The sequence below is a fragment of the Bradyrhizobium sp. CCGUVB14 genome (genome assembly GCF_024199935.1).
Classification (GTDB): domain Bacteria; phylum Pseudomonadota; class Alphaproteobacteria; order Rhizobiales; family Xanthobacteraceae; genus Bradyrhizobium.
On record NZ_JANADS010000001.1, the window covers coordinates 7,541,181 to 7,563,347 of the forward strand.

The window sequence follows — 22,167 nt, forward strand, 5'->3', positions numbered from 1 at the left end:
TCCCGCCGATTATACCCGGAAAAGTGAGAACTCCCGGCGCAAACGACAAGGGGCGGAACTGGTGTCCCGTCCCTCGCCTATCGGATTGATTGTACTGGCTTAACTTGCCGGCTTGAGCACCGGGGTCCACTTCGCGATCTCGGATTTGACGAGGGCGGCAAGCGCCTCCGGGGTCCGCTCGGCCGCGGTGGGGATGACGCTGCCGAGCTCGAGCAAGCGCTTCTTCACGGTCTCATCGTCGAGCGCCTTGGCGGCAGCGGCGTTCAGGGTCGCCAGGATCGCGGGCGAGGTTCCCTTCGGCGCGAACATCGCATTCCAGGCCTGGGCCTGGAATGTGGGCAGGCCCGCTTCCGCCGTTGTCGGCACGTTCGGCAACGACGGATTGCGCTCCGGCGTTGCGATCGCATAGGCCTTGATGGTGCCGGCATTGATCTGCGGCACGGCGTTGACGATCTGGTCGCACATGTAGTCGACCTGGCCCGCCACCAGCGCGTTCATCGCCGGGCCGGTGCCGTTGAAGGGCACGCCGACCGGCTTGACGTCGAGAATGGAGTGCAGGAGCTCGCAAGACACGTGCGAGACCGAGCCGACGCCGGCATGCGCGGCGTTCACCTTCTCGGCATTCGCCTTCACGTAAGCGACGAACTCCTTGAGGTCCTTTGGCGGAAAATCCTTGCGCGCCAGGATCAGGATCGGCGTACCCGCGAGCAGCGCGATCGGCTCGAAGTCCTTCTCGGGATGGTAGGCGAGCTTCGGATAGAGCGGCACGGAGGCGGCGTGCGTGCCCATATGCCCGGTGATCAGCGTATAGCCGTCATTGGCGGCGCGCGCGGCGCGCGTGGTCGCAGTGGTGCCACCGGCGCCGACCACGTTCTCGATGATGATGCTTTGCCCTAACGTCTGCGCCATGTGGCCGGTGACGATGCGCGAGATCACGTCGGTGGGGCCGCCCGCCGCGAACGGCACGATCATGGTGATGCTGCGCGTCGGATAGGTTTGCGCTTCGCTGGTCGCGACAAAGCCGCACAGCGATGCGAGCACGGCTGCACATGCGCCCGTGAGCGCGCGAATGGAGGTCATCTGGATCATCTCCGACATAAACAAAAATGCCGGCCTCGCGGCCGGCATTTTCATTTCACGAAGACATCACACAAGTCGATTGGACTTCCGAATGCGGCGTGCCGACGCGTGACACGCCGACGCAGGTACGCGCCGCTCAGTTCTCGGATTCGGTGAACACCTCGTCGCGCTTGGCGCGCAGCATGGGCAACAGCGTGAGCACCAGCAGGAATGCCGCGATCGCGAGCAGCACCGCCGAGAGCGGACGCGTCAGGAACACGCTCCAGTCACCACGCGAGATCAACAGCGCGCGGCGCAGGTTCTCTTCCATCAGCGGTCCGAGCACCATGCCGAGCAGCAGCGGCGCCGGCTCGAAATCGTGCTTGATCAGCCAGTAGCCGACGAGACCGAACACGCCTGCGAGGATGACGTCGACCGGGGCGTTGTTCACCGAGTAGATGCCGATCGCGCAGAAGATCACGATCGAGGGGAACATCAGCCGATACGGCACGCGCAGCAGGCGGACCCAGATTCCGACCAGCGGCAGGTTGATGATGATCAGCATCAGATTGCCGATCCACATCGAGGCGATCATGCCCCAGACCAGATCAGGCTGCTTCTGCATCACCTGCGGACCCGGCACGATGCCATGAATGGTCATCGCACCCACCATCAGCGCCATCACCGCGTTCGGCGGGATGCCGAGGGTGAGCAGCGGGATGAAGGAGGTCTGGGCGGCTGCGTTGTTGGCGCTTTCCGGTGCCGCCACGCCCTCGATCGCACCGCGGCCGAACCGCTTCGGATCCTTGGCGAGCTTCTTCTCGAGCGTGTAGGCCGCGAACGACGCGATCACCGCACCGCCGCCGGGCAGAATGCCGAGGATCGAGCCGAGCACGGTGCCGCGCAGGATCGCGGGCGTCGAGTCGGCTAGGTCCTTCCTGGTCGGCATCAGGCCGGTGATCTTCTGCTGCACCAGATCGCGATTCATCTCGGCGCCGGCGTCGAGATTGCGGATGATCTCGGCAAAGCCGAACACGCCCATCGCCACCGTCGCAAAGCCGAGGCCGTCGGCAAGCTCCGGAATGTTGAAGGCCATGCGCGAAGCACCGGTCTCGATGTCCGAGCCGACCATCGACAGCAGCAGGCCGAACACGATCATCGCGATCGCCTTCAGCACCGAGCCCTTGGCGAGCACGACGGCGAAGATCAGGCCGAGCACCATCAGCGAGAAGTACTCGGCCGGACCGAACGCCAGCGCAAGTTTTGTGAGTGGTGCACCGAGAACCGCGATGAGCACGGTCGCGACGCAACCGGCGAAGAACGAGCCGATCGCGGCGATCGCCAGCGCCGGACCGGCACGGCCCTGCTTGGCCATGGCGTGGCCGTCGATGGCAGTGACCACCGATGTCGCTTCGCCTGGAATGTTGACCAGAATCGAGGTGGTCGAGCCGCCATACTGGGCGCCGTAATAGATGCCGGCGAGCATGATCAGCGCGCCGACCGGCGGCAGCCCGAACGTGATCGGCAGCAGCATCGCGACGGTCGCGATGGTGCCGATGCCCGGCAGCACGCCGACCAGCGTGCCGACGAGCGCGCCGATCAGGCACATCAGAAGGTTGATCGGAGAAAAGGCGACGGCGAAACCGTGAGCGAGGTTGGCAAAAAGCTCCATGACAGCCTCACTGAGCCAGGAAACGCGGGAACATCGGCATTGGCAAACCGAGCACGTAGGGGAAGAGAAGCGCACAGCCGACCGTCAGGCAGGCGCCGACGATGGCCGCCTCCACCCAGCGCGTTTCATGCGATCCCAGCGCGGCGATCATGAAGCTCACAAACGCCGAGACCACGAGACCAAGCGGCCGGATCGCCAGCGCGAAGAACAGGATCGCGCACATCACGAACAGGGGTCCGCGCCATGAATAATGCGCGAGCGAGGGACCCTCGGCCAAAAGGCCCGTCAAGGCGATGCCCGCGGACAGAGCCACCAGCAATCCCCCGAACATCCGCGGTGCGGTGCCCGCGCCAAAGGAGAAGCCGCGCATACCCTGCAGGTCGCTCGAGGCCCACAGCGCGAACAGCGCAAGCGCCATGAGAATGACGCCGCCGATATAGTCCTGCGCCGACCTGATCGTCATGAACAGTGTGACAATCGCCACCGCGAACAGCGGATAGGAATAGATCAGTGCCAGCAGAACGTCCGATGACGCCTTCTTGGTATCACCGCCGACCGCGCCGAGCAGCGCAGCCGGACCGCCCGCGACCAGTGCAGTCGCGTGGCTGATCAGGACCGATGCCGGACCGCGCCCGGCACCCCAGCCAAAGATCGTCCCGATCGACCAGATGAATTCGAAAATTTGTGGCGCGATGGCCAGCAGGCAGAAGCCGATCGCCACCGATGTGTTTCTTGTGGCTGACGCCGCCGAGTGGCCCATTGTGTCGGCCATGCATGTCTCCTCCGCGACCCGTAAGCCACGAGCACTGTTGTTCTAATCGGCTGGAAATCGATCCCCGGCCCGGATCATTGCCTAGCGATTTTCATCACACAATGCCAGCAAAACCCAACAGGCCCCCTGCTAGCAGAAGCCACAGTGGATTGACGCGCGAGACGGAGGCGATCACTGCAACCGTGGCGGTCAGGAGCAGCGCAGCAATGGTGCGATCGGTCGACCGTGCCAGGATCAGAGCACTCGCCGCCATCAATCCGATCGACAGCGGAACCAGTGCAGCCTGGATCAGGCCGGGCCAGCGCGATTGGCTCGGCCGGTTCAAAAGCCGGCTGACATAATAGGCAAGCAGCGCCGTCGGCAGGCACATCGCCAACGTTGCGGCCAGCGCGCCGGGAATGCCGGCAACGGCATAGCCGATTAACGTGACGATAAGCACGTTGGGACCTGGCGAAAGCTGCGCGATCGCATAGGCGTCCGCGAACTGCTTGTCGGTCATCCAGTGATGCACATCGACGGCGATGCGGTGCATCTCGGGCACCGCGGCCGCGGCGCCGCCGACCGCGAACAAGGACATTAGACCAAAGGTGGAGATCAGCGCCCAGATCGGGTTCTCGCTGCTCATGCTGCTACCTTCCGCCGCATCAGATAGGTGACGCCGATGCTGAGCGGGATCGCGACCAGCAGCACCGCCTGCAACGGCCAGCGAAGCACGCCGATGGCTGTGAACACGCCAAGCATCAGGATGAGCACGACGACGTCCATCCGCTTCAGCAGCGGCGTCATCATGCGGAAGACCACCGCGATCAACAAGCCGACCGCCGCGCAGGAAATGCCTGCGAGAATACGACGCAGCACCTCCACGTCGCCGAACCGGGCGTAGATGATCGCGAGCACCGTCATGATCAGCGTCGGCGGCAGCAACAGCCCGGTGAAGGCTGCGACGCCGCCGGCGATGCCGCGCAGCCGCGAGCCGAACACCATCGACAGGTTGACGATGTTGGGCCCGGGCAGGAAATGGCAGAGCGCAAAGGTCTCGTTGAACTCGTCCGCGGTCATCCATCGATGCTGGTCGACGATGGCGTGCCGGGCAAACACCAGGACGCCGCCGAAGCCGGCCAGCGACATCCGGGCAAAGGCCAGAAACAGCGCGGCGAGACCTGGCGGAGCGGCGTGAGTTGGCGAAGGATCCGGCTCTTGGGCGGCCGGTGCTGAATCCGGGGACATGCCAACAGCTTAGAACGCGGTCCGCCGCGGGGCCAAGATCAGACAGAACACCGGTCGGAACCTATCCAAAGGAACCTCCGCGCCGTCGCGCCAAACCCCTGTCTTTCTATACCTTTGCCCCCTATATTGGGGGTGCCGGTTCGCCGGCTATGGAAATAAACGGTCGTCGCAATAAACCATTCGGACCCGGGGGCGGTACCCGGCGCCTCCACCAAAGCTCATCGTTTGGCGGGCTTGGCCCACTGGCAAGTGAGCTTCGGCGGGGGCGAAATAGGATCGACGAGGGCGTAAAGGGCGTGCTTTTTCCCGGTATTGTTCCGCCGTTATCGGGCTACTGCAATAGTTGCCAACGACAACTTTGCTCCGGTTGCTCAGGCTGCGTAACGCAGTTTGAAAGACCATCTTAAAGTCCTAACGGGTTAAGCTCCGTTAGGCGGGGTTCGGAGGCACCTGGCAACAGAAGCCTCCACTTACCTCTGATTTCCTTCCCGGCGGGGACTCCTGCTGACCCGTCAGGCGCGGTACTATTGCGGCTTGGCGAGTCGGGCCGGCAGGGCCCGTCTCCTGGAATGCAACAGGACCACCATGGCGACCGATCATATCCGATACGATGTGCTGGCACGCGACGCGCTGCGCGGCGTGTTGCGCAAGGTGCTGACCGACGCCGCGGCCCATGGCCTGCCGGGTGAGCACCATTTCTTCATCACCTTCGTATCGAAGGCCGAGGGCGTGAAGCTGTCGAGCCGGCTGCTTGCGCAATATCCGGAAGAGATGACGATCATCCTCCAGCACCAGTTCTGGGATCTGACCGTGCTCGAGGACCGTTTCGAGGTCGGCCTGTCCTTTGGCGGCATCCCGGAGCGGCTGATCGTGCCGTTCAGCGCCATCAAGAGCTTCCTCGATCCGTCCGTGAAATTCGGCCTCCAGTTCGACACCTCGGATGTCGCGGAGGTGACGGGCGAGAATTTGCCCGTGGCCCCGGCCCCATCCGCCGTGGCGGCACCCGCGCCGGCCACCGAGACGGCCGAGACCGCGGAAGAACCGACCCCGCCGAACCAGGGCGGCGCCGAGGTCGTGCGGCTCGATCGTTTCCGCAAGAAATGATCTAGGTTGGCCGCGAGACCGTCGCGCCCGGCCAAACTCCCTATATAGAAGAGCACATCAAGAGGCCGCGCGGCGTCTCGCGCGGCAGAATGGATGTGCTCATGGCCAAAGCTGCCCGCGCGAAGACCACCCGCCCCGCGACCCGCATCGAGACCGACAGCTTCGGTCCCATCGAGGTCCCCGCCGATCGCTATTGGGGGGCGCAGACCGAACGCTCGCGCCAGAATTTCCGCATCGGCATTGACCGCATGCCGATCTCGCTCGTGCATGCCCTCGGCATCGTCAAGCTTGCGGCCGCACAGTCCAACCTCGAGCTCGGCCTGCTCGACAAGCGCCGCGCTGGCGCCATCATTCGCGCCGCGCACGAGGTGATCGAGGGCAAGCTCGACGATCATTTCCCGCTCGTGGTGTGGCAGACCGGCTCGGGGACGCAGAGCAACATGAACCTCAACGAGGTCATCGCCAACCGCGCCAACGAGCTGCTCGGCGGCGAGCTCGGATCCAAGAAGCCGGTGCATCCCAACGACCACGTCAACATGAGCCAGTCGTCGAACGACTCTTTCCCGACGGCGATGCACATCGCGGCCGCAAGCCGCGTCACGGCGGATCTCGTCCCTGCCCTCGGCGAACTGCACCGCGCGCTGCGCAAGAAGGAGAAGGAGTTCGCCAAGATCGTGAAGATCGGCCGTACCCACACCCAGGATGCGACGCCGCTGACACTTGGCCAGGAATTCTCGGGCTACGCCGCGCAGGTCGAGAGCGGCATCGCGCGGCTCAAGGTCGCGGTGAAGGACCTCTATCCGCTGGCGCAGGGCGGCACCGCCGTCGGCACCGGCCTCAATTCGAAGCCGCGCTTCGCAAGGCTGTTTGCAAAGCACGTCGCCGGGATCACGAAACTTCCCTTCACCAGCGCCGCCAACAAATTCGAGGCGCTGGCTTCGAACGACGCCTATGTGCTGGCGCACGGCGCCATCAATTCCGTCGCGACGGGCCTGTTCAAGATCGCCAATGACATCCGCCTGCTCGGATCGGGCCCGCGCTCGGGCCTCGGCGAACTGATCCTGCCGGAGAACGAACCGGGCTCATCGATCATGCCGGGCAAGGTCAATCCGACGCAGTGCGAAGCGATGACCATGGTGTGCTGCCAGGTGTTCGGTAATCACACCGCGATCACGGTCGCGGGCAGCCAGGGCCACTTCGAGCTCAACGTCTACAAGCCGGTGCTCGCCTACAACATGCTGCACTCGATCCGCCTGATGGCGGACGCCGCGCGCTCATTCACCGAGCATTGCGTCAGCGGCATCCGCGCCGACCAGAAGCACATCAAGGAGCTGATGGAGCGTTCGCTGATGCTGGTGACCGCGCTCGCGCCGAAGATCGGCTACGACAACGCGGCCAAGGTGGCCAAGACCGCGCATGCCAACGGCACCACGCTGAAGGAGGAGGCACTGCGGCTCGGCTTCGTCTCGGCCGACGAATTCGACCGCCTGGTGCAGCCGGAGAAGATGACGCGACCCGGGTGAATTCCGAATTCCGATAGTCATCCGTAATGATACGGAGCCCTAAAAGCTCATAATTATAAGGCTTAAAGGACAGGATTTGATTACCGTCAATGTGGCGGCGGCGGCACCTGCTACGCAAAGCCCCTCTGCCCTTGACGGGGCGAAATTCATCGTTTGATGGCCGACAGGCCGATTGACGAGGACGAGCGAATGACGATCAAGTCTTGTGGGGCGCAACGCGGCGCCCTGTTTCTGGAAGTTTCATCCAGCCTGAAGAGGAGCGGATGATGGAGACGCGGCATGGGGAACGTCATCAACCTGAATCGTTTCAGGAAGCGCGCCGAGCGGGAAGCATCGGCGAAGCAGGCGGACGCCAACCGAACGAAGTTCGGCCGCACGAAGGCCGAGCGATCGTCGGAGGAGAAGCAGGCGGACCAGGCGAAGGCGCATCTGGACCAGCATCGGATCGATCGCGAGGAGCAGCCATGAAGTCGCCCGTCGTGAAGCGTTCGATCGTGGTCGCCGGCCACAAGACCAGCGTCAGCCTGGAAGAGGCGTTCTGGAACGGCATGAAGGAGATCTCGGGCCTGCGCAACATGACGCTGTCCGAGCTCGTCGGCGAAATCGACGGCGGCCGCCAGCAGGGCAATCTGTCCTCGGCAATCCGCCTGTTCGTGCTCGACTACTTCAAGAGCCGCGCCATGGCCGCCCAGCCTGAAAAGGTCCCGGCGCAGTAGCGCCAAGGACTGCTGCCAAGGCGTTCGGCCCACGGCTTCGTGATCTGCACTTTAAAATCACTCTAAGGTGCAGTTTCAACGAGCGTGCGCGCTTGACCTCCCTGCCCTGCGTTGAAAATACAGGGCATGACCGACACCCACGATACGCGCCGCGAGATGCCGCTGGGCCTGGCCAAGCGCGGCTATACCGGCGTCATCCAGCACCTCTCCGCCAAGGACGCCGGCTCGGCACTCTCGGACATCGAGCTCGAGAGCCGGCTGATCGAGCTCGGCTTTGTCGAGGGCGCGCGGGTCGAGGTCCTGCACGAGGGGCTGGTCGGACGCGACCCGATCGCCGTCCGTGTCGACAACATCACCATCGCGGTGCGCCGCCGCGAAGCCATGGCCATCATCGTCGCCTGAGATTGCGGCCGGACATCTGATTCCATGGAATTACCCCTTCTGCATCTCGCCCTGGTGGGCACGCCAAACAGCGGCAAGACGTCGCTGTTCAATGCCCTGACCGGCAGCCGGCAGAAGGTGGCCAACTATCCGGGCGTCACCGTCGAGCGCAAGGAAGGTTTTTTCGTCACCCCGCAGGGGCGCCAGGTCTCCGTGGTCGACCTGCCCGGCACCTATTCGCTGCGCGGCCGCAGCCCCGACGAGGAGATCACCCGCGACTTCGTGCTCGGCAAGGCTTCCGGCGAGACTGTGCCCGACCTCGTGCTGTGCGTGGCCGACAGCACCAATCTGCGCCTGACCATCCGCCTGCTGCTGGAGCTGAAGCGCACCGGGCGGCCGATGATCCTCGTGCTCAACATGTTCGACATCGCGAACCGCCGCGGCATCTCGGTCGACGTGGAGCGGCTCGCCAAGGAGCTCGGCGTGCCCGTGGTCACCTCGATCGCGGTGCGCAAGGGCGGCACGGCTGACCTGCTGGCGCTGACCGACGAGATCTCGGCCAAGCTCTCCGCCGAGCCGGTCGAAAACAGCTGGCGCGCGCTCAGCGTCGCCGAATTGCGTGCGACCCAGCGCGAGGCCGACCGCATCATCTCCGACTGCGTCAGCCTGCCTGCCAGGCCCGACACCTGGACCGCGCGCATCGATGCGATTGTGCTGCATCCGGTCGGCGGCCTGATCGTGCTCGCGCTCATCCTGTTCGTGATGTTCCAGGCGGTGTTCGCCTGGGCGCAGCCGCTGATGGAGCTGCTGCAATCGGGCTTCGACGCGCTCGGCGACTTCGTCCACGCCACCCTGCCCGAGGGCCTGCTGCAGAGCTTCCTTCAGAACGGCGTGATCTCCGGCGTCGGCAGCGTCATCGTGTTCCTGCCGCAGATCATCATCATCTTCCTCTTCATCCTGCTCCTGGAAGATTTCGGCTACATGGCGCGCGCCGCGTTCCTGATGGACCGCATCATGGGCGGCGCAGGGCTGCACGGCCGCGCCTTCATCCCGCTGCTGTCGAGCTTTGCCTGCGCCATTCCCGGCATCATGGCGACGCGCGTGATCGACAACAAGCGCGACCGCCTGACCACGATCCTGATCGCGCCGCTGATGACCTGCTCGGCGCGCATTCCGGTCTACACGCTGATCATCTCGGCCTTCATTCCGGCCAAGGACGTCTGGGGCTTCGTCAACCTGCAGGGCCTCGTGATGTTCGGGCTCTATGCGGCCGGCATCACCAGTGCGCTGGTCGTCTCGTTCCTCATCAAGTTCTTCATGCTGCGCGACTATGCGCCGGCGCCGTTCATGCTCGAGCTGCCGGACTACAAGATGCCGCGGCTGAAATCGATCGCGATCGGCATCTTCACCCGTGCGAAGATGTTCCTGCAGCGCGCCGGCACCACGATCTTCTCGATGATGGTGCTGATCTGGTTTCTGGCCTCGTTCCCGCAGCCGCCCGCAGGCGCCACCGAGCCCGCGATCGACTTCAGCCTCGCCGCCATCATCGGCAAGGCGATCGAGCCGCTGCTTCATCCCGTCGGCTTCAACTGGCAGATCGCGGTCGCGCTGATCCCGGGCATGGCGGCGCGCGAGGTCGCGGTCGCAGCGCTCGGCACCGTCTATGCGATCGAGGGCGGCAAGGAAGCGGCCGAGCAGATCGGCCAGGTGCTGGCGACGAAGTGGTCGCTCGCGACCGCGCTGTCGATGCTCGCCTGGTACATCTTCGCCCCGCAATGCGCCTCCACGCTCGCCGTCATCCGGCGCGAGACCGGAAGCTGGGGCTGGATGGCGGCGACGTTCGCCTACATGCTTGTCCTGGCCTATGCGGCGAGCCTTCTCACCTACAACGTCGCGGTCGCGCTGGGCGCAGGCTAGCCTCTCTCGCAACCAAGACCGCGAAAACAACCCCATGCACAGTAGACGGGGGCTGTGAGATCAGTGGCTTACGCCTGTGCAAAATCATGCGACCGCAGCCAAGGCTCGCGAGCCAGTTCCAGCTTCAAACCGTGACAGCTCGTAGGATGGGTAGAGCGAAAGCGAAACCCATCATCGCCTCCGCGCGTTCCGGGACGTGATGGGTTTCGCTGCGCTCTACCCATCCTACGCACTTGATCCGCACGCCAGCTTCGAACCAGGACAGCGTAACTGTCGCTTTGACGTCAAAAGCAAATGCCGTTTGCGCTCATCGTATCCGGGCGTCATAGTTTCGTAACGCTGCCCGGAAGTTTGAACCGGCTTTGAGCGAGCAAGCGGGAGGCCGTGCCATGCAAGACGTCGAGACTCGTGTCATTGGCAAGGTGATGTGGCGGCTCATTCCGTTCCTGATCGTGTGCTACTTCGTGGCCTATCTCGACCGCGTCAATGTCGGTTTTGCCAAGCTGCATATGAACCAGGCGCTCGGTTTGAGTGAAGCAGCGTTCGGGCTGGGCGCCGGCTTGTTCTTCGTCGGATATTTCCTGTTTGAAGTGCCCTCGAACATCTTTCTGGAAAGGGTCGGCGCGCGCGTCTGGATCGCCCGCATCATGATCACCTGGGGGATCGTCTCGGCGGCTTTCGCATTCATCCCGTCGATATCGGCGGCAACGGGAATTCCGACGACGGGCGTTTTCTACTCGCTTCGTTTGCTGCTCGGCGCCTGCGAAGCTGGCTTCTTTCCCGGCATCATCTTCTACCTGACGCTCTGGTTCCCCGCTGTTTACCGCGCGCGAGTCATCAGCCTGTTCATGCTGGCGATCCCGATTTCGTCCATCGTCGGATCACCCATCTCCGGGCTGTTGCTCAGCGTGACCGGTTGGGGATTGGAAGGCTGGCAGTGGCTGTTCATTCTCGAAGCATTGCCGTCGGTTCTGGTCGGCATTGGCGTCCTGCTCTATCTGACCGATTTCCCGCGCCAGGCCCGCTGGCTGCAACAAGACGAGATTGCCTGGCTGGAGAACGTGCAGGCCACCGAGAAGCGCAACAAGGAGCGCGTAGAACATTTGTCCCTGGGACAGGCGCTCACCGATCCTCGCATCCTGGCGTGCGCTCTGGTGTACTTCTGCCTGAACGCTGCGAGTTACGGCGTGGCATTCTTCCTGCCGACCATCATCAAGGGTTTTGGCGTCAGTGACACCCAGACCGGCCTGCTCGCGGCACTCCCCTTTGTTTTCGGCGCCGCCGGCATGGTGCTGCTTGGTCGTCATTCCGATCGGACCATGGAGCGGAAGGGTCACGTCGCCGCGGCGCTATTGATGGCAGCCGTCGGAATTGGACTTGCAGGTCTCGTTTCCAATTCCGTGCTCATCATGGCGTTGCTCTGCTTTGCACAGATCGGCGTCTCTGCGGTCCCCCCGATGTTCTGGCCACTGCCGGCAAGTTTCCTGACGGGCGCATCGGCCGCCGCCGGCATCGCCGCGATCAACTCGCTCGGAAACCTTTCTGGCTTCGCTGGTCCTTATGCAATGGGCTATCTGAAGGACCTGACCGGCAATTTTACTGCGGGCCTGCTCTTGCTGGCGGGTTGCGCGCTGGTCGGCGCCATCGTCGTCATGATGCTGCGGATCGATGTACGGCGCGAGCAATTGTCCGGTGACGTTGCGATGGCGCACTAGGCGGCTTCCGGGGCCCCCATGAAGCGGCGCGAGTTCATCACGCTGATTACTGGCGCTGCAGCATTGCCGCTCGAAGCACGCGCACAGCGGGCTGGTCGGCAGTACCGCGTTGCGGCATTGGGACCGGTCCCGCCCAGCTTCTTCGATGAGCTCGGCAGAGCCGGCTTTGTCAGAGGCCGCAATCTCGAGATCGACAGCCGCGGCGAAAGCGTGGCGGCCATGTCCTATGCCAGTGCGGCCGTTGAACTGACCGAAGCAAGTCCAAATGTGCTGATGGCGGTCGGGGCCGAAGCAGGGCGCGCAGCACAGAAAGCGACTCAGCGTATTCCAATCGTGGTGATCGCGGACGACTTGCTTGGTAGCCAGCTTGTCGCCTCGATGCCGCGTCCCGAAGGCAACACGACCGGTGTCGCCATCTTTGCATTCCAGCTCGACGCCAAGCGATTGGAGTTGCTGCATGAAGCACTGCCAAATGCCCGGCGAATAGCCGCTCTCGCCGACCGCCTGCCGATACCAAACATGGATGCTCTCGAAAGCGCCGCCAAGAGGCTCGGCGTCGAGGTCGTTTCGTTTGCCGCACGGTCCGCGGAAGATCTCATCCGTGTGATTGACGCCATGAAGGTCGAAGAGGTCGAGGCCGTCAACCTGCTGGCCTCGCCGATCTTGTCATCGGAATTCCAGTCCCTGATCCGCGATCGGCTGGCGCTCCGCCGCCTGCCCGCTATTCTGCAGTGGCCCGAGCAGGCGGAAGAAGGCGGACTGATGGGATACGGTCCTCGCCTCAACGCGGTCTTCGACCAATGCGCGCGTCAGGTCGCAAGACTATTGCGAGGCGCAAAGGTGGCCGACGTACCTGTTGAGCAGCCGATCAAGCTCGAACTGGTCATCAATCTCAAGACAGCTAGAATGTTAGGTGTCGAAATCCCACCGACGGTACTCTCTCGTGCCGACATGACGATCGAGTGAGTCGTCGATTTCTGCTCCTTGCCCATTGGTCCCCCGACATGTCAGCTCGCAGGGACAGACCGGACGTTTGCAGCCGCGCCTTAGGCCGACGCTTTTGACTCGCAGCGGACATCCGACAGATGAGGCCGTTCTGTCGGACAAAGGGCAAGGTCCGATGGCATCAGTGCGACCCGGAAATGAAATAGCTCCAAGCGGTGTCCAGTATTATACTGGTGCTACTGGAAGTCCTGTTTCAAGCGTTCGTGGGAAGATTGTTACGACCGGTTCAGGGAGGAACATCTGATGACGACTATGTTTGTTAGACACATGGTTTCCGACTACAAGATCTGGCGGAAGGCCTATGACGATTTTGCCCCGGTTCAGAAGGCGAAGGGCGTCACAGCCGAGGCTGTCTACCGAGCGGTCGAAAATCCCAATGACATCACAGTAACTCACGAGTTTGCCACGATTGAAGCTGCGCAAGCCTTCGCGGAGAGTGCTGAATTGAAGAATGCCATGCGGAATGCAGGAGTGGCAGGAGCTCCAGCGATTTGGTTTACGAACAAGGCGTGAAGTATCGATCCCGGCCAAGTGCCGGGATTTTTTTTGTTGTGGTGCGCCATGTTGCCTGTTGGCCCATCGGTCCCGTTGACACAGTGCCCCGACATGTCAGTTCGCAGGGACAGACCGGACGTTTGCAGCCGCGCCTTCCGACGCTTTTGACCCGAAGCGAACATGGCAGCAGCATCTCGCGCATGGGCCGATCAAGGGCAGATGGCCCGACGGCGATCCTTGCCGATGTAGCGAACCCCACGCGGCGAATCGCCGAAGCGAGCCCGGAACAGGCGATTGAAATGCGAAACGTCCGAGAAGCCCACCTCCAGCGCGATGTCGGAAATCAGTTGCGTGCCAGAGCGCGCCTCGGTCAGCAGTTTGAGCGCAAGTTGCAGACGTAGCTCGTTCACGTGCCCGGTGAACGATGATCCCGACAGTGCCATCAGGCGCTGCAGATAGCGAGGTGAAATGCCCTGGCGACGAGCGACCGTCTCGACGCTGAGCCCGGGCTCCTGAAAGTGCGTTGCGATATCGTCGAGGACGGCACTGTGGCGCGCGGCCACGACCGCACTCGCATCGCTCTCGCCCAAGGGAGCGCACTCGCCAACTACGAGGGCTACGAGATCACAGGTGTGAGCGACGACGACATCACGCAGCCTTGGGGCGGCCAGAGCCCCCTCCCTGAATGCCGACTTCAGATAGGCCATGAGGATACGAAGCGGTTCATTCCGCTGAGGGATCGGTCGCATTGCGAGGCTCTCGATGTCGGTCACGCGCTGCGCCAGCGCCTCGCGGGGCACCGCCAGACCGAATAATATTCCGTTGAGATAGGTGACCGTGGCGGGCTCCGAATGCAGAATCGAGATTGCATCGCCTGCGCAAAGCTCGATGTCGCGGCCGCGCTGCGTGAGCTGACTGTTACCGGGCGAGCAGACGATCAGCCCGATCGAGTCGTCACCGTCGGCAGTGTTCGTCCGCAAGCGCTTGAAGCGCATTGGCGAGCCTTTCAGCGCGAGCGTGCGCAAACCGCGGATCGCTTGCAGCGTTGCGTCGACCTGAAACGGAATGTTCGCGAGAGGCTCGACATCGGCGTGGACGATCCCCCGCACAAAGCTCTCGCGCCATAATGGAAGTCGCATCCGCTCCGGATGTTCGCGCGTCGAAAATCGATGCGATACGAAATCGGCTGCGTCCGTAGACATGGGGACCTCCAGCCTTGATAAGACATTCGGAGTCAAGTTCGGCGACAAGCCAGCTGTCGGTATCGGTATTTTGCAATTTACGCACCGACCGCCTCTTGAGGTACGCAGGACTCCAAGAAGCTACGTCATTTGTCTGCTAGTCTCATTCACCTGTGATTGATGCTGGTGTGAACTGGCTCACGTGACGACCAGAAAATTACGACAATCTTTAATTGCGAATTTCGCGCATAAACTTCTCCTTTAAGAGGAGACGATTGCGATGGCTCTATTTCAAATTGCCGCCATCGGATCCAATTTTGGAATCCCCGACAAGGGGCAAAGCCAAATCCAACTTTATAATGCTGTTCGCGACTGTTTGGACTCATCGATGCGAGCAGAAGTTCTCGGAACGAGACTATCCTCTGATACCGATTTTCCGTCGTGCCTTGATCGTCGCATCACCATTGAGATCCGTCGGACACGAATCACGTCCCGGCCATGCTCCTTTTCAGCCGCCGGGTGAAGTGGTCGAAATCTGTCATATGGGACGTCAACCGTGGCGATCAGGAAGGGATTCGATCATGTCCGCCATCGTCGACATGCTCTATCGTGAATATTGCCGTGCCCGTCTCACCGAAATGCGAAAGCAGCTTTTGATACGGGGTGCCGGCGACAAGACTTTGCAAACGCCTTGGGAGGATAACGATCCAGCCGACCCTGGCGCTCAGAGGAGCAGCTGGCGGACCAAGGAGCCCCCATCATCCATCAGGTAGCCGGCGCGCGCCATCGACCCCATGAGCGCGAGCGCGCAGACAGGCCTGCAGATGGATGATCGAACTCACATTTCGACGCGATCGTTCGGCGAAACTCCGCCGGAGTTCAAAGCGGCCAGCCGCGATCTGCGTATCGACATCGCTCGCGGGATCGCGTTGTGGTGGATCTTTCTCGATCACGTTCCCAACAACATCGGGAGCTGGTTGACCCCGCGCAACTACGGCTTCTGCGATGCCGCCGAGATCTTCATGTTCATCTCGGGCGTGACCTGCGCGCTGGCCTACGACAGGGCACGTCAGCGCGAGGGCTGGAGCGGCATGATCGGCCGTTCGCTGCGGCGGGGATGGGACATCTATGCGGCGTTTCTGCTGCTCACGCTCGCTTGCGCCATCCTCGTCTACCTTGCGGGCAGCGATGATCTCGCCGATGACAGCAATACGCGAATTCTGCTCGAACATCCGGGCCCGACGCTCGCTCACGCCGCAATCCTGCAATACCGACCCGTCAACACCGACGTCCTGCCGGTTTTTGTGATTTTTCACACGCTGTTCGCGCCACTGCTGTGGCTGCTGCTGCGCGCACCGAACGTGACTCTCGGAGTGTCATTGTTGCTCTACGCGCTCGTGCACGTCTTCGGTTGGACGGTTCCGGCCTGGCCGGGCGGCGTCTGGTTCTTCAATCCGCTGGCCTGGCAGCTTCTGATCGTGCTGGGTGCATGGAGCGTCATCGAAGGAGAGAAACTCCGGCCGTGGGTGATGTCGCGCTGGGCGCTTGTTCTTGCCGTTCTCTATCTCGCTTGCGGCCTGGTCCTTGCACAGAGTTGGAGCATCGAGGCTCTGATCCCGCAATTTCTGACGGACGTGCTATTTCCGCTGGATAAATCGAATCTCAGTCCGATACGGCTGCTGCATTTTCTGGCGCTCGCAATCGTGGTGCTGCGATTCATTCCCCGGAATTGGGCAGCGCTATCAACCCCGGCGCTGAGCTGCGCGAGGTGGTGTGGCGAGAAGTCGCTGCCGATCTATTGTCTCGGCGTCCTTCTGGCGCTCGCCAGCCAGTTCACGTTGCTGGACCTCTCCGAGGGGCTGGCGATGCAGATCTTGGTCAGTTTTGCCGGCGTGTCGATCATGATCGTCGTCGCGCGGCTCCTGAACGCGATCAGCCTCAAGCGCGAGCGGACGTCAGGGTGGACGCAGGCGATCGATAAAATTCCGCTGGTGCGCTAAACTCGCAAGCTGGACTGGTAGGGAGGCGGAATGAGTACGATCGTCGAGGTTCAAGCCACGGACCCGCTCATGCCGGCGGTATACGCCTTGCGGCATGATGTGTTCGTTGTCGAGCAAGGTGTTCCGGAAGAACTTGAAGTCGACGATGACGATAAGGTCGCCACCCATCTTGTCGTGGTATCTGACGGCCGCGTCATTGGCACGTTACGCATTTTGTGCCATGGGCGTACCGCGAAAATCGGCAGGATGGCCGTATCGGCGTCATCGCGGAAAGATGGCATTGGGAGACAGCTAATGGAGTTCGCCGCGACCACCGCCTCCCGCCGCGGTGCCGAGGAAATCATTCTCGGCGCGCAACTCACAGCACGCGAATTTTACAAGCGACTGGGGTACACGGAGGAAGGAGCGGTGTTCGATGATGCAGGCATACCACACGTGATGATGCGCAAGACATTGCAGCGATGAAGTTCCGGTCGGATGAAGCGACCGAAGATCAACTATGTCGCCTTGTGGCTCGATCCCGGATCAGGCGATCGATGTCGCGTCAAATCCCGGTGCGGCCAGACAAGTCGGCCCCATGCTGTCCGTTGGTACAATGCCCCTTAGGCCGATAGCCAGCGGTCCCGGCTTCGAACACCCTCGACATCAGCAGGAATGCGCGGCGCGATCCGTCTCCATGCCCGAAGCGCTGCGGTCGGCAAACCCGATCATCTCCAATTGATCACCCTGGAATTGAGAAATTGGTCCAATGCTGATGCACCTGACCTCCGCGGCGCTGCCCCGCCCGCATTGTCTCAGCGAACTCGGAATCGCCGCGGCTTCGGATCCGATGGTCAGTCTGAATGAATTTACGTACCGGCGCGGCAGCGAGATCTACGGCGAGAAGGAGGCCGCCGACTATGTCTATCAGGTCAAGGCGGGCGCGGTGCGGAGCTACAAGCTGCTGTCGGACGGGCGCCGCCAGATCAGCGCCTTTCACGTCCCGGGCGACGTCTTCGGACTTGAGAATGGCAGTGCCCACCGTTTCACGACGGAAGCGGTGGTGGATGCGACGGTGCGGCTGATCAGGCGCGAGAGCCTCGACGCCATCGCCGGGAGCGACGGCATCTTGATCAGGAGCCTGCTGCGCCTGACCACGATGAACCTGCGGCACGCGGAAGACCATATGCTGCTGCTCGGACGGAAGACGTCGCTGGAGCGGGTCGCCGCCTTCCTCATCGAGATGGACAGGCGACTGACCGCAGCAGGCATTCTCGCGCTGCCGATGTCCCGGCGCGACATCGCCGACTATCTCGGCCTGACGCTGGAGACCGTCTCGCGAACGCTGTCGTATCTGCGCGATCTCGGCATTCTCGGGTTCATCGACAACAACCAGCGTCACATCGTTCTGCTGGACAGGCAGCAACTCGCCGGGCTCGACCGCCGCAATTGAGTTGCCGACCGCCTGGTTGGTGCGAGACGCCGTGGTCCACCTGCCGATAAAAAAGGCCCCGGACGATGCCGGGACCTGAAGTTACGGGGAAGCCACAAGCTCAGTAGCGGGCCGCCACCGGCGCGCCATACACGCCGAAGCGATAGTTCACCCGAACCGTGATCATGTCGACATCCTGGCTGACCCCGCTGCCGAGCAGGGTGATGCGGCCGGGTGTGACCACGCCTGCGAAGGTGGTGTTGTCACGCCCCATCCAGAGATGGTCGTATTCGACACCGACCGACCAGTTCGGCGCAAAGCCGTATTCCCAACCAACGCCCGCCGTACCGCCCCAGCGCGTGTGACCCGCGGAGGCGAGGCCGACACCGGTGACGTTGTTGAAGATATCGAAGCGATTGTGCGTCACCGCAGCGCCGCCCTTCACGTAGAACAGCGACGCGTTCCAGGCCCAGCCGAGTTGGGCCGTGAAGAGGCCGATGCCATCGGTCTTGCCCGTGGTCGAGACCAGCGGATCGATCAGGGTCACGCGCGTGTTCTTGATGTCGGCCCAATCGCCCTGGGCTTCCAGACCGAGCACGAACTGATTGGTTTGCCAGCGATAGCCGATCTGTCCGCCGACAAGGCCGCCGGAGCGATCGGCGCAACCACTTGCGAGCGTCCCCGCGGGCGTCAGGAAATCGACGCAACCATGGCTCTGCCCCCAGCCGCCATTGGCGCCGATGTAGAACCCGCTCCAGTTATAGATCGCGACCACTGGTGCCGGCGGCGGCGCCTTGACGGCCATGTCGGCTGCCATGGCGGGACCCGTCAGGCTCAGCGCCGCGACGCCGATCGCAGCCATCGAAAGCTTTTTCATTGTCTTGTCCCCTTTGCTGCTCAGATCTCTTCCGTTCAAAGAAAGCAGCCCTATGCAGGCTGGCGTGCATAAGCCCTGCGAACAGCCTGAAGTTTAGTCGCGAGGGCATTTTGGGCCCGTATCAAAATGGCAACACTCAAACGCTATCGTTATGCACGGCCGAGTGCTTACTCCCTTTGCGAAAGTCCAGGCGCCGAGGTGCTATCCCTGTCATCGGAGAGCCACGCCTGGATGTCGGACGCCAGAATGAGCCGCCTGGGAAGCTGAGGATTGATCGTGCCCGCAAAGACAGCGAGCCCTTCGTCGAACTTCCCGCGTGCGAACTGCTTGGCCTCGTCCTCGGTCGCGAACGTTCTTGTCTCACGCGGACTGCGTTGCTTCAGCAAAGTCCCGCTCTTGCGAATTTCAAAAGTGACGTACCAAGTTGGATTCATTGGACCCATCAACATGTCACCAGCCCCGGGGGCGTGTTGTGGTGCGGCCGCGTTCTCAGCGCTTGATTCAGATCAAGCCGCCACTTGACTATCCGACGCGAGCGATCGACACCTCGATCGTCATGGATCAATTCAGCACCGACAGATTGACCGCCGAGAGGCTCAGCGAGGACCACCTCGCCGACCTCGTCGCACTCCATCTCGATCCCGACGTCTCCCGCTATCTCGGCGGCGTACGATCGGCCGAGGTGACGAAGACCTATCTCGCGACCAACATGGCGCATTGGGACCAGCATGGCTTCGGGCTGTGGGCGCTGCGGACGAAAGACGGCGCCTTCACCGGACGGGCCGGCATCCGGCACATTCTCGTGGACGGCATCGACGAGATCGAGATTGCCTACACGTTCAAGCGCGATATCTGGGGCCAGGGTCTTGCGAGCGAGATCGCGACCGCGCTGACGGACATCGGGCTGTCACGGCTGAAATTGCCATCGCTCATCGGGCTCGTCTTCGTCGCCCATGGCGCATCGCGGCGCGTGCTGGAGAAGACGAACTATCTGCTCGAGAAGATCACGACGCATCACGGCGAGGACGTCGTGATCTACCGGATCAGGCCGTGAGAGCTGCTCGTCCCACGGCCTCCAACTTGGACCGCGCGCGCCTCACGGCTCCATCGTGTAGGAGCGCCCGGGTTCGAGCACGTAGATCGTGAGAAAGCGCAGCGGACGGTCCGGGTCGCAATTGCGAAAATGCGTATGCAGAGCGTCCGCCCGGTCCTGCAACGTCTCGCCCGCGCGATACACGCGCGGCTCGTCGCTGCCATAAGCGGACTCGGCTACGCCCTCGACGATGTAGATCGCGCCCGCCACGGGATGACGGTGACGCGGAGCGACGCCGCCGGGCGGATAGGTGACCTCGACGACCATGAGCTCCTGATTGCCGGGCAATGGAAGACGTTCGAGAATTTTGCGTGTGACGCCGGCGAAGCCGGATTGTTGGGTGTTCGTCTGACCGTTGGGATGTTCAACCAAGGAGGCACCTTTTTCGTCGCTTGAGCTCGTAGGATGGGTAGAGCGCAGCGAAACCCATCACACATCAACCAGCTCGACCGCAGCGATGGGTTTCGCTGCGCTCTACCCATCCTACAGACTAACCCTCGACCGGCCACGCCGCCATCGCCGCCTTGACTGCACCTCGCAGGTCCGCCTGCGTGGCGCCGTCCTTGGCCTGGATGGCCATGCCCTGGAAGACGCCAAGATAGAACCGGCTCAACGCATTCACGTCCGTCGTACCGGGCAATTCGCCGCCGGCAACCGCCGCTTCGAGCCGTGCGCGCAGATTGTCGAGCAGCTCGAGCCTGACCTTTCTCACCTCGCGCGCGATCGTGGCCGGCCATTCGTCGCTGACGGCGCCCAGCGCGACCATGCAGCCGGCGGGGGCTGTGCGGGATTTCGGCAGATTGTCGGCCGCCGCGATCAGCAAGTTCTCGACGCCGGCGCGTGCGGTCGCCCCCTCCGCGAGCTTGTCCCAGACCGCCTGGCCCTCGGTCGCGGCGTAATGCTGGAAAGCGGCCAGATACAGCGCCTCCTTGCTGTCGAACGCCGCATAGAGGCTCGGCGAGCGGACGCCCATGGCCTCGCACAGATCGTTCATCGAGGCGCTGGCAAAACCCTTGCGCCAGAACAGCAGCATCGCGGCCTCCAGTGCCGCCTCGCGATCAAATTCCCGTGGCCGTCCCGCCATGACGCCCCTTTCTGTAATGATCAACACATAATTCACTTGACGGGGCCGATCAAGATCCCAGATATTCTGTGTCGATCATTACAGAATAGGAGATTACGATGACACTGGCAGGAAAACGGGCCCTGGTGACGGGCGCAAGCAGGGGTATCGGCGCGGCCATAGCAAAGGCGCTCGCCGCGGAAGGCGCCGATGTCGCCATCACTTATGAAAAGTCCGCAGATAGCGCCGCAAAGGTCGTCGACGCCATCAAGGCCTCGGGGCGGAAGGCGATCGCGATCCAGGCCGACAGCGCCGATGTCGCGGCCGTCAAGGCCTCGGTCGACAAGACCGTTGCCGCCTTGGGCGGGCTCGATATCCTGGTCAACAACGCCGGCATTCTGCGCCTGGGCGGCCTCAACGACATCTCGCTCGCCGACGTCGATGCGCTGCTGAACGTCAACGTTCGTTCACCGATCGTGGCGAGCAAGGCGGCGCTGCCGCACCTCGGCAAGGGTGGTCGCATCATCACCATCGGCAGCTATTTCGCCGATCGCGTGCCGTCGCCGGCGCTCGGCCTTTACGCGGCATCGAAATCGGCACTGATCGCGTTCAACAAGGCGTTGGCGCGCGAGCTCGGCCCCAAGGACGTCACGGTCAATCTGGTGCAGCCGGGCTCGATCGACACCGACATGAACCCGGCCCACGGCCCGACCGCGGATACGCTGAAGCAGTTCATGGCACTCGGCCGCTATGGCGCGCCGGATGACATCGCCAACGCTGTGGCATTCCTGGCGAGCGAGAAAGCCAAGTACATCACCGGCTCGACACTCACCGTGGACGGCGGCGCAAACGCGTAAGCTTTAAGGGGGACGCAGCCGGGCCATGGTCCGGCTGCGCTCCCGCTCCTTCTCGGCAAATCACAAGAACGTCCCACTCGAATTTGAATGGCGTTCCCG

24 protein-coding genes and 1 other RNA gene are annotated in these 22,167 nt (G+C 62.6%); 15 read left to right on the top strand and 10 right to left on the bottom strand.

Going from position 1 to position 22,167, the window contains the following annotated elements:
• Window positions 1-99: 99 nt before the first annotated feature.
• From NLM32_RS35210 to NLM32_RS35230, 5 genes are all read right to left on the bottom strand, one after another.
• On the bottom strand, window positions 100-1,080 hold the full coding sequence (locus tag NLM32_RS35210; protein WP_254133298.1) for a tripartite tricarboxylate transporter substrate-binding protein: 981 nt from the start codon (window positions 1,078-1,080) through the stop codon (window positions 100-102).
• A gap of 136 nt (window positions 1,081-1,216) precedes the next feature.
• Entirely contained in the window at window positions 1,217-2,731 is a 1,515-nt protein-coding gene (locus tag NLM32_RS35215; protein WP_254133299.1) for a tripartite tricarboxylate transporter permease, read from the bottom strand.
• Window positions 2,732-2,738: 7 nt separating this feature from the next.
• Window positions 2,739-3,503, bottom strand: coding sequence for a tripartite tricarboxylate transporter TctB family protein (locus NLM32_RS35220; RefSeq protein WP_254133300.1), 765 nt, complete (start codon window positions 3,501-3,503; stop codon window positions 2,739-2,741).
• A gap of 94 nt (window positions 3,504-3,597) precedes the next feature.
• Window positions 3,598-4,128 carry a chromate transporter gene (locus NLM32_RS35225; RefSeq protein WP_254133301.1) on the bottom strand — a complete coding sequence of 177 codons (531 nt, stop codon included), beginning with the start codon at window positions 4,126-4,128 and terminating at the stop codon, window positions 3,598-3,600.
• On the bottom strand, window positions 4,125-4,730 hold the full coding sequence (locus NLM32_RS35230) for a chromate transporter (protein ID WP_254133302.1): 606 nt from the start codon (window positions 4,728-4,730) through the stop codon (window positions 4,125-4,127). The genes NLM32_RS35225 and NLM32_RS35230 overlap by 4 nt, the downstream gene beginning before the upstream one ends.
• A gap of 95 nt (window positions 4,731-4,825) precedes the next feature.
• On the opposite strand from NLM32_RS35230, the gene ssrA reads away from it, so the two are divergent.
• The 10 genes from ssrA (at window position 4,826) to NLM32_RS35280 (ending at window position 13,604) form a co-directional block, all read left to right on the top strand.
• Window positions 4,826-5,201, top strand: a transfer-messenger RNA (tmRNA) gene (gene ssrA, locus NLM32_RS35235).
• Window positions 5,202-5,315: 114 nt separating this feature from the next.
• Window positions 5,316-5,834, top strand: a complete 519-nt coding sequence (locus NLM32_RS35240) for an SspB family protein (protein WP_254133303.1) — start codon at window positions 5,316-5,318, stop codon at window positions 5,832-5,834.
• A gap of 89 nt (window positions 5,835-5,923) precedes the next feature.
• On the top strand, window positions 5,924-7,357 hold the full coding sequence (gene fumC, locus NLM32_RS35245; RefSeq protein ID WP_254133304.1) for a class II fumarate hydratase: 1,434 nt from the start codon (window positions 5,924-5,926) through the stop codon (window positions 7,355-7,357).
• A 279-nt stretch (window positions 7,358-7,636) separates the two neighbouring features.
• Window positions 7,637-7,825 carry a DUF4169 family protein gene (locus NLM32_RS35250; RefSeq protein WP_254133305.1) on the top strand — a complete coding sequence of 63 codons (189 nt, stop codon included), beginning with the start codon at window positions 7,637-7,639 and terminating at the stop codon, window positions 7,823-7,825.
• The gene (locus NLM32_RS35255) at window positions 7,822-8,073 is read left to right on the top strand and encodes a ribbon-helix-helix domain-containing protein (protein WP_254133306.1); all 252 of its coding nucleotides are present in this window, start codon (window positions 7,822-7,824) and stop codon (window positions 8,071-8,073) included. Before NLM32_RS35250 ends, NLM32_RS35255 begins: the two co-directional genes overlap by 4 nt.
• 126 nt (window positions 8,074-8,199) lie before the next feature.
• Window positions 8,200-8,475: a FeoA family protein gene (locus NLM32_RS35260; protein WP_148754161.1), complete on the top strand. Its 276-nt coding sequence runs from the start codon at window positions 8,200-8,202 to the stop codon at window positions 8,473-8,475.
• A 24-nt stretch (window positions 8,476-8,499) separates the two neighbouring features.
• The gene (locus tag NLM32_RS35265) at window positions 8,500-10,371 is read left to right on the top strand and encodes a ferrous iron transporter B (protein ID WP_254133307.1); all 1,872 of its coding nucleotides are present in this window, start codon (window positions 8,500-8,502) and stop codon (window positions 10,369-10,371) included.
• Window positions 10,372-10,760: 389 nt separating this feature from the next.
• Window positions 10,761-12,086, top strand: a complete 1,326-nt coding sequence (locus tag NLM32_RS35270; RefSeq protein ID WP_254133308.1) for an MFS transporter — start codon at window positions 10,761-10,763, stop codon at window positions 12,084-12,086.
• An 18-nt stretch (window positions 12,087-12,104) separates the two neighbouring features.
• Window positions 12,105-13,052 (top strand): ABC transporter substrate-binding protein, encoded by a 948-nt coding sequence (locus NLM32_RS35275; RefSeq protein WP_254133309.1) that lies wholly within the window; start codon window positions 12,105-12,107, stop codon window positions 13,050-13,052.
• 282 nt (window positions 13,053-13,334) lie between these two features.
• Window positions 13,335-13,604, top strand: coding sequence for an antibiotic biosynthesis monooxygenase (locus tag NLM32_RS35280; protein WP_254133310.1), 270 nt, complete (start codon window positions 13,335-13,337; stop codon window positions 13,602-13,604).
• Window positions 13,605-13,795: 191 nt separating this feature from the next.
• Here the strand turns inward: NLM32_RS35280 and NLM32_RS35285 are convergent, their stop codons facing one another.
• Window positions 13,796-14,788 (bottom strand): helix-turn-helix domain-containing protein, encoded by a 993-nt coding sequence (locus NLM32_RS35285; RefSeq protein WP_254133311.1) that lies wholly within the window; start codon window positions 14,786-14,788, stop codon window positions 13,796-13,798.
• A gap of 803 nt (window positions 14,789-15,591) precedes the next feature.
• On the opposite strand from NLM32_RS35285, the gene NLM32_RS35290 reads away from it, so the two are divergent.
• The 3 genes from NLM32_RS35290 (at window position 15,592) to NLM32_RS35300 (ending at window position 18,199) form a co-directional block, all read left to right on the top strand.
• Complete coding sequence (locus NLM32_RS35290) at window positions 15,592-16,767, top strand: OpgC family protein (protein ID WP_254133312.1); 1,176 nt, start codon at window positions 15,592-15,594, stop codon at window positions 16,765-16,767.
• 30 nt (window positions 16,768-16,797) lie between these two features.
• On the top strand, window positions 16,798-17,232 hold the full coding sequence (locus tag NLM32_RS35295) for a GNAT family N-acetyltransferase (RefSeq protein WP_254133313.1): 435 nt from the start codon (window positions 16,798-16,800) through the stop codon (window positions 17,230-17,232).
• A gap of 283 nt (window positions 17,233-17,515) precedes the next feature.
• Complete coding sequence (locus tag NLM32_RS35300) at window positions 17,516-18,199, top strand: helix-turn-helix domain-containing protein (RefSeq protein WP_254133314.1); 684 nt, start codon at window positions 17,516-17,518, stop codon at window positions 18,197-18,199.
• 100 nt (window positions 18,200-18,299) lie between these two features.
• Here the strand turns inward: NLM32_RS35300 and NLM32_RS35305 are convergent, their stop codons facing one another.
• The gene (locus NLM32_RS35305) at window positions 18,300-19,055 is read right to left on the bottom strand and encodes an outer membrane protein (RefSeq protein WP_254133315.1); all 756 of its coding nucleotides are present in this window, start codon (window positions 19,053-19,055) and stop codon (window positions 18,300-18,302) included.
• Between the two features lie 167 nt (window positions 19,056-19,222).
• Window positions 19,223-19,489, bottom strand: a complete 267-nt coding sequence (locus tag NLM32_RS35310; protein WP_254135496.1) for a hypothetical protein — start codon at window positions 19,487-19,489, stop codon at window positions 19,223-19,225.
• Between the two features lie 122 nt (window positions 19,490-19,611).
• Here NLM32_RS35310 and NLM32_RS35315 point away from each other — a divergent pair, with 122 nt between their 5' ends.
• Window positions 19,612-20,109 (top strand): GNAT family N-acetyltransferase, encoded by a 498-nt coding sequence (locus tag NLM32_RS35315; protein WP_254135497.1) that lies wholly within the window; start codon window positions 19,612-19,614, stop codon window positions 20,107-20,109.
• Window positions 20,110-20,151: 42 nt separating this feature from the next.
• Here NLM32_RS35315 and NLM32_RS35320 read toward each other — a convergent pair whose 3' ends face one another.
• Together NLM32_RS35320 and NLM32_RS35325 are read right to left on the bottom strand one after the other, a co-directional pair.
• Window positions 20,152-20,520 (bottom strand): cupin domain-containing protein, encoded by a 369-nt coding sequence (locus NLM32_RS35320; RefSeq protein WP_254133316.1) that lies wholly within the window; start codon window positions 20,518-20,520, stop codon window positions 20,152-20,154.
• 118 nt (window positions 20,521-20,638) lie between these two features.
• Window positions 20,639-21,232, bottom strand: a complete 594-nt coding sequence (locus NLM32_RS35325; RefSeq protein ID WP_254133317.1) for a TetR/AcrR family transcriptional regulator — start codon at window positions 21,230-21,232, stop codon at window positions 20,639-20,641.
• Between the two features lie 98 nt (window positions 21,233-21,330).
• On the opposite strand from NLM32_RS35325, the gene NLM32_RS35330 reads away from it, so the two are divergent.
• A complete protein-coding gene (locus NLM32_RS35330; protein WP_254133318.1) occupies window positions 21,331-22,068 on the top strand; it encodes a 3-oxoacyl-ACP reductase family protein in 738 nt (245 codons plus the stop codon).
• The last annotated feature ends 99 nt before the right edge of the window (window positions 22,069-22,167 follow it).

Bases quoted from the DNA above. Each gene is read 5' to 3' on its own strand.
- NLM32_RS35290 (WP_254133312.1), top strand. From the start codon at position 15,592: ATGGATGATCGAACTCACATTTCGACGCGATCGTTCGGCGAAACTCCG.
- NLM32_RS35285 (WP_254133311.1), bottom strand. From the start codon at position 14,788: ATGTCTACGGACGCAGCCGATTTCGTATCGCATCGATTTTCGACGCGC.
- NLM32_RS35300 (WP_254133314.1), top strand. From the start codon at position 17,516: ATGCTGATGCACCTGACCTCCGCGGCGCTGCCCCGCCCGCATTGTCTC.
- fumC (WP_254133304.1), top strand. From the start codon at position 5,924: ATGGATGTGCTCATGGCCAAAGCTGCCCGCGCGAAGACCACCCGCCCC.
- NLM32_RS35230 (WP_254133302.1), bottom strand. From the start codon at position 4,730: ATGTCCCCGGATTCAGCACCGGCCGCCCAAGAGCCGGATCCTTCGCCA.
- NLM32_RS35240 (WP_254133303.1), top strand. From the start codon at position 5,316: ATGGCGACCGATCATATCCGATACGATGTGCTGGCACGCGACGCGCTG.
- NLM32_RS35325 (WP_254133317.1), bottom strand. From the start codon at position 21,232: ATGGCGGGACGGCCACGGGAATTTGATCGCGAGGCGGCACTGGAGGCC.
- NLM32_RS35210 (WP_254133298.1), bottom strand. From the start codon at position 1,080: ATGACCTCCATTCGCGCGCTCACGGGCGCATGTGCAGCCGTGCTCGCA.
- NLM32_RS35315 (WP_254135497.1), top strand. From the start codon at position 19,612: ATGGATCAATTCAGCACCGACAGATTGACCGCCGAGAGGCTCAGCGAG.
- NLM32_RS35215 (WP_254133299.1), bottom strand. From the start codon at position 2,731: ATGGAGCTTTTTGCCAACCTCGCTCACGGTTTCGCCGTCGCCTTTTCT.
- NLM32_RS35310 (WP_254135496.1), bottom strand. From the start codon at position 19,489: ATGAATCCAACTTGGTACGTCACTTTTGAAATTCGCAAGAGCGGGACT.
- NLM32_RS35255 (WP_254133306.1), top strand. From the start codon at position 7,822: ATGAAGTCGCCCGTCGTGAAGCGTTCGATCGTGGTCGCCGGCCACAAG.
- NLM32_RS35330 (WP_254133318.1), top strand. From the start codon at position 21,331: ATGACACTGGCAGGAAAACGGGCCCTGGTGACGGGCGCAAGCAGGGGT.
- NLM32_RS35265 (WP_254133307.1), top strand. From the start codon at position 8,500: ATGGAATTACCCCTTCTGCATCTCGCCCTGGTGGGCACGCCAAACAGC.
- NLM32_RS35305 (WP_254133315.1), bottom strand. From the start codon at position 19,055: ATGAAAAAGCTTTCGATGGCTGCGATCGGCGTCGCGGCGCTGAGCCTG.
- NLM32_RS35270 (WP_254133308.1), top strand. From the start codon at position 10,761: ATGCAAGACGTCGAGACTCGTGTCATTGGCAAGGTGATGTGGCGGCTC.
- NLM32_RS35220 (WP_254133300.1), bottom strand. From the start codon at position 3,503: ATGGCCGACACAATGGGCCACTCGGCGGCGTCAGCCACAAGAAACACA.
- NLM32_RS35250 (WP_254133305.1), top strand. From the start codon at position 7,637: ATGGGGAACGTCATCAACCTGAATCGTTTCAGGAAGCGCGCCGAGCGG.
- NLM32_RS35275 (WP_254133309.1), top strand. From the start codon at position 12,105: ATGAAGCGGCGCGAGTTCATCACGCTGATTACTGGCGCTGCAGCATTG.
- NLM32_RS35280 (WP_254133310.1), top strand. From the start codon at position 13,335: ATGACGACTATGTTTGTTAGACACATGGTTTCCGACTACAAGATCTGG.
- NLM32_RS35260 (WP_148754161.1), top strand. From the start codon at position 8,200: ATGACCGACACCCACGATACGCGCCGCGAGATGCCGCTGGGCCTGGCC.
- NLM32_RS35225 (WP_254133301.1), bottom strand. From the start codon at position 4,128: ATGAGCAGCGAGAACCCGATCTGGGCGCTGATCTCCACCTTTGGTCTA.
- NLM32_RS35295 (WP_254133313.1), top strand. From the start codon at position 16,798: ATGAGTACGATCGTCGAGGTTCAAGCCACGGACCCGCTCATGCCGGCG.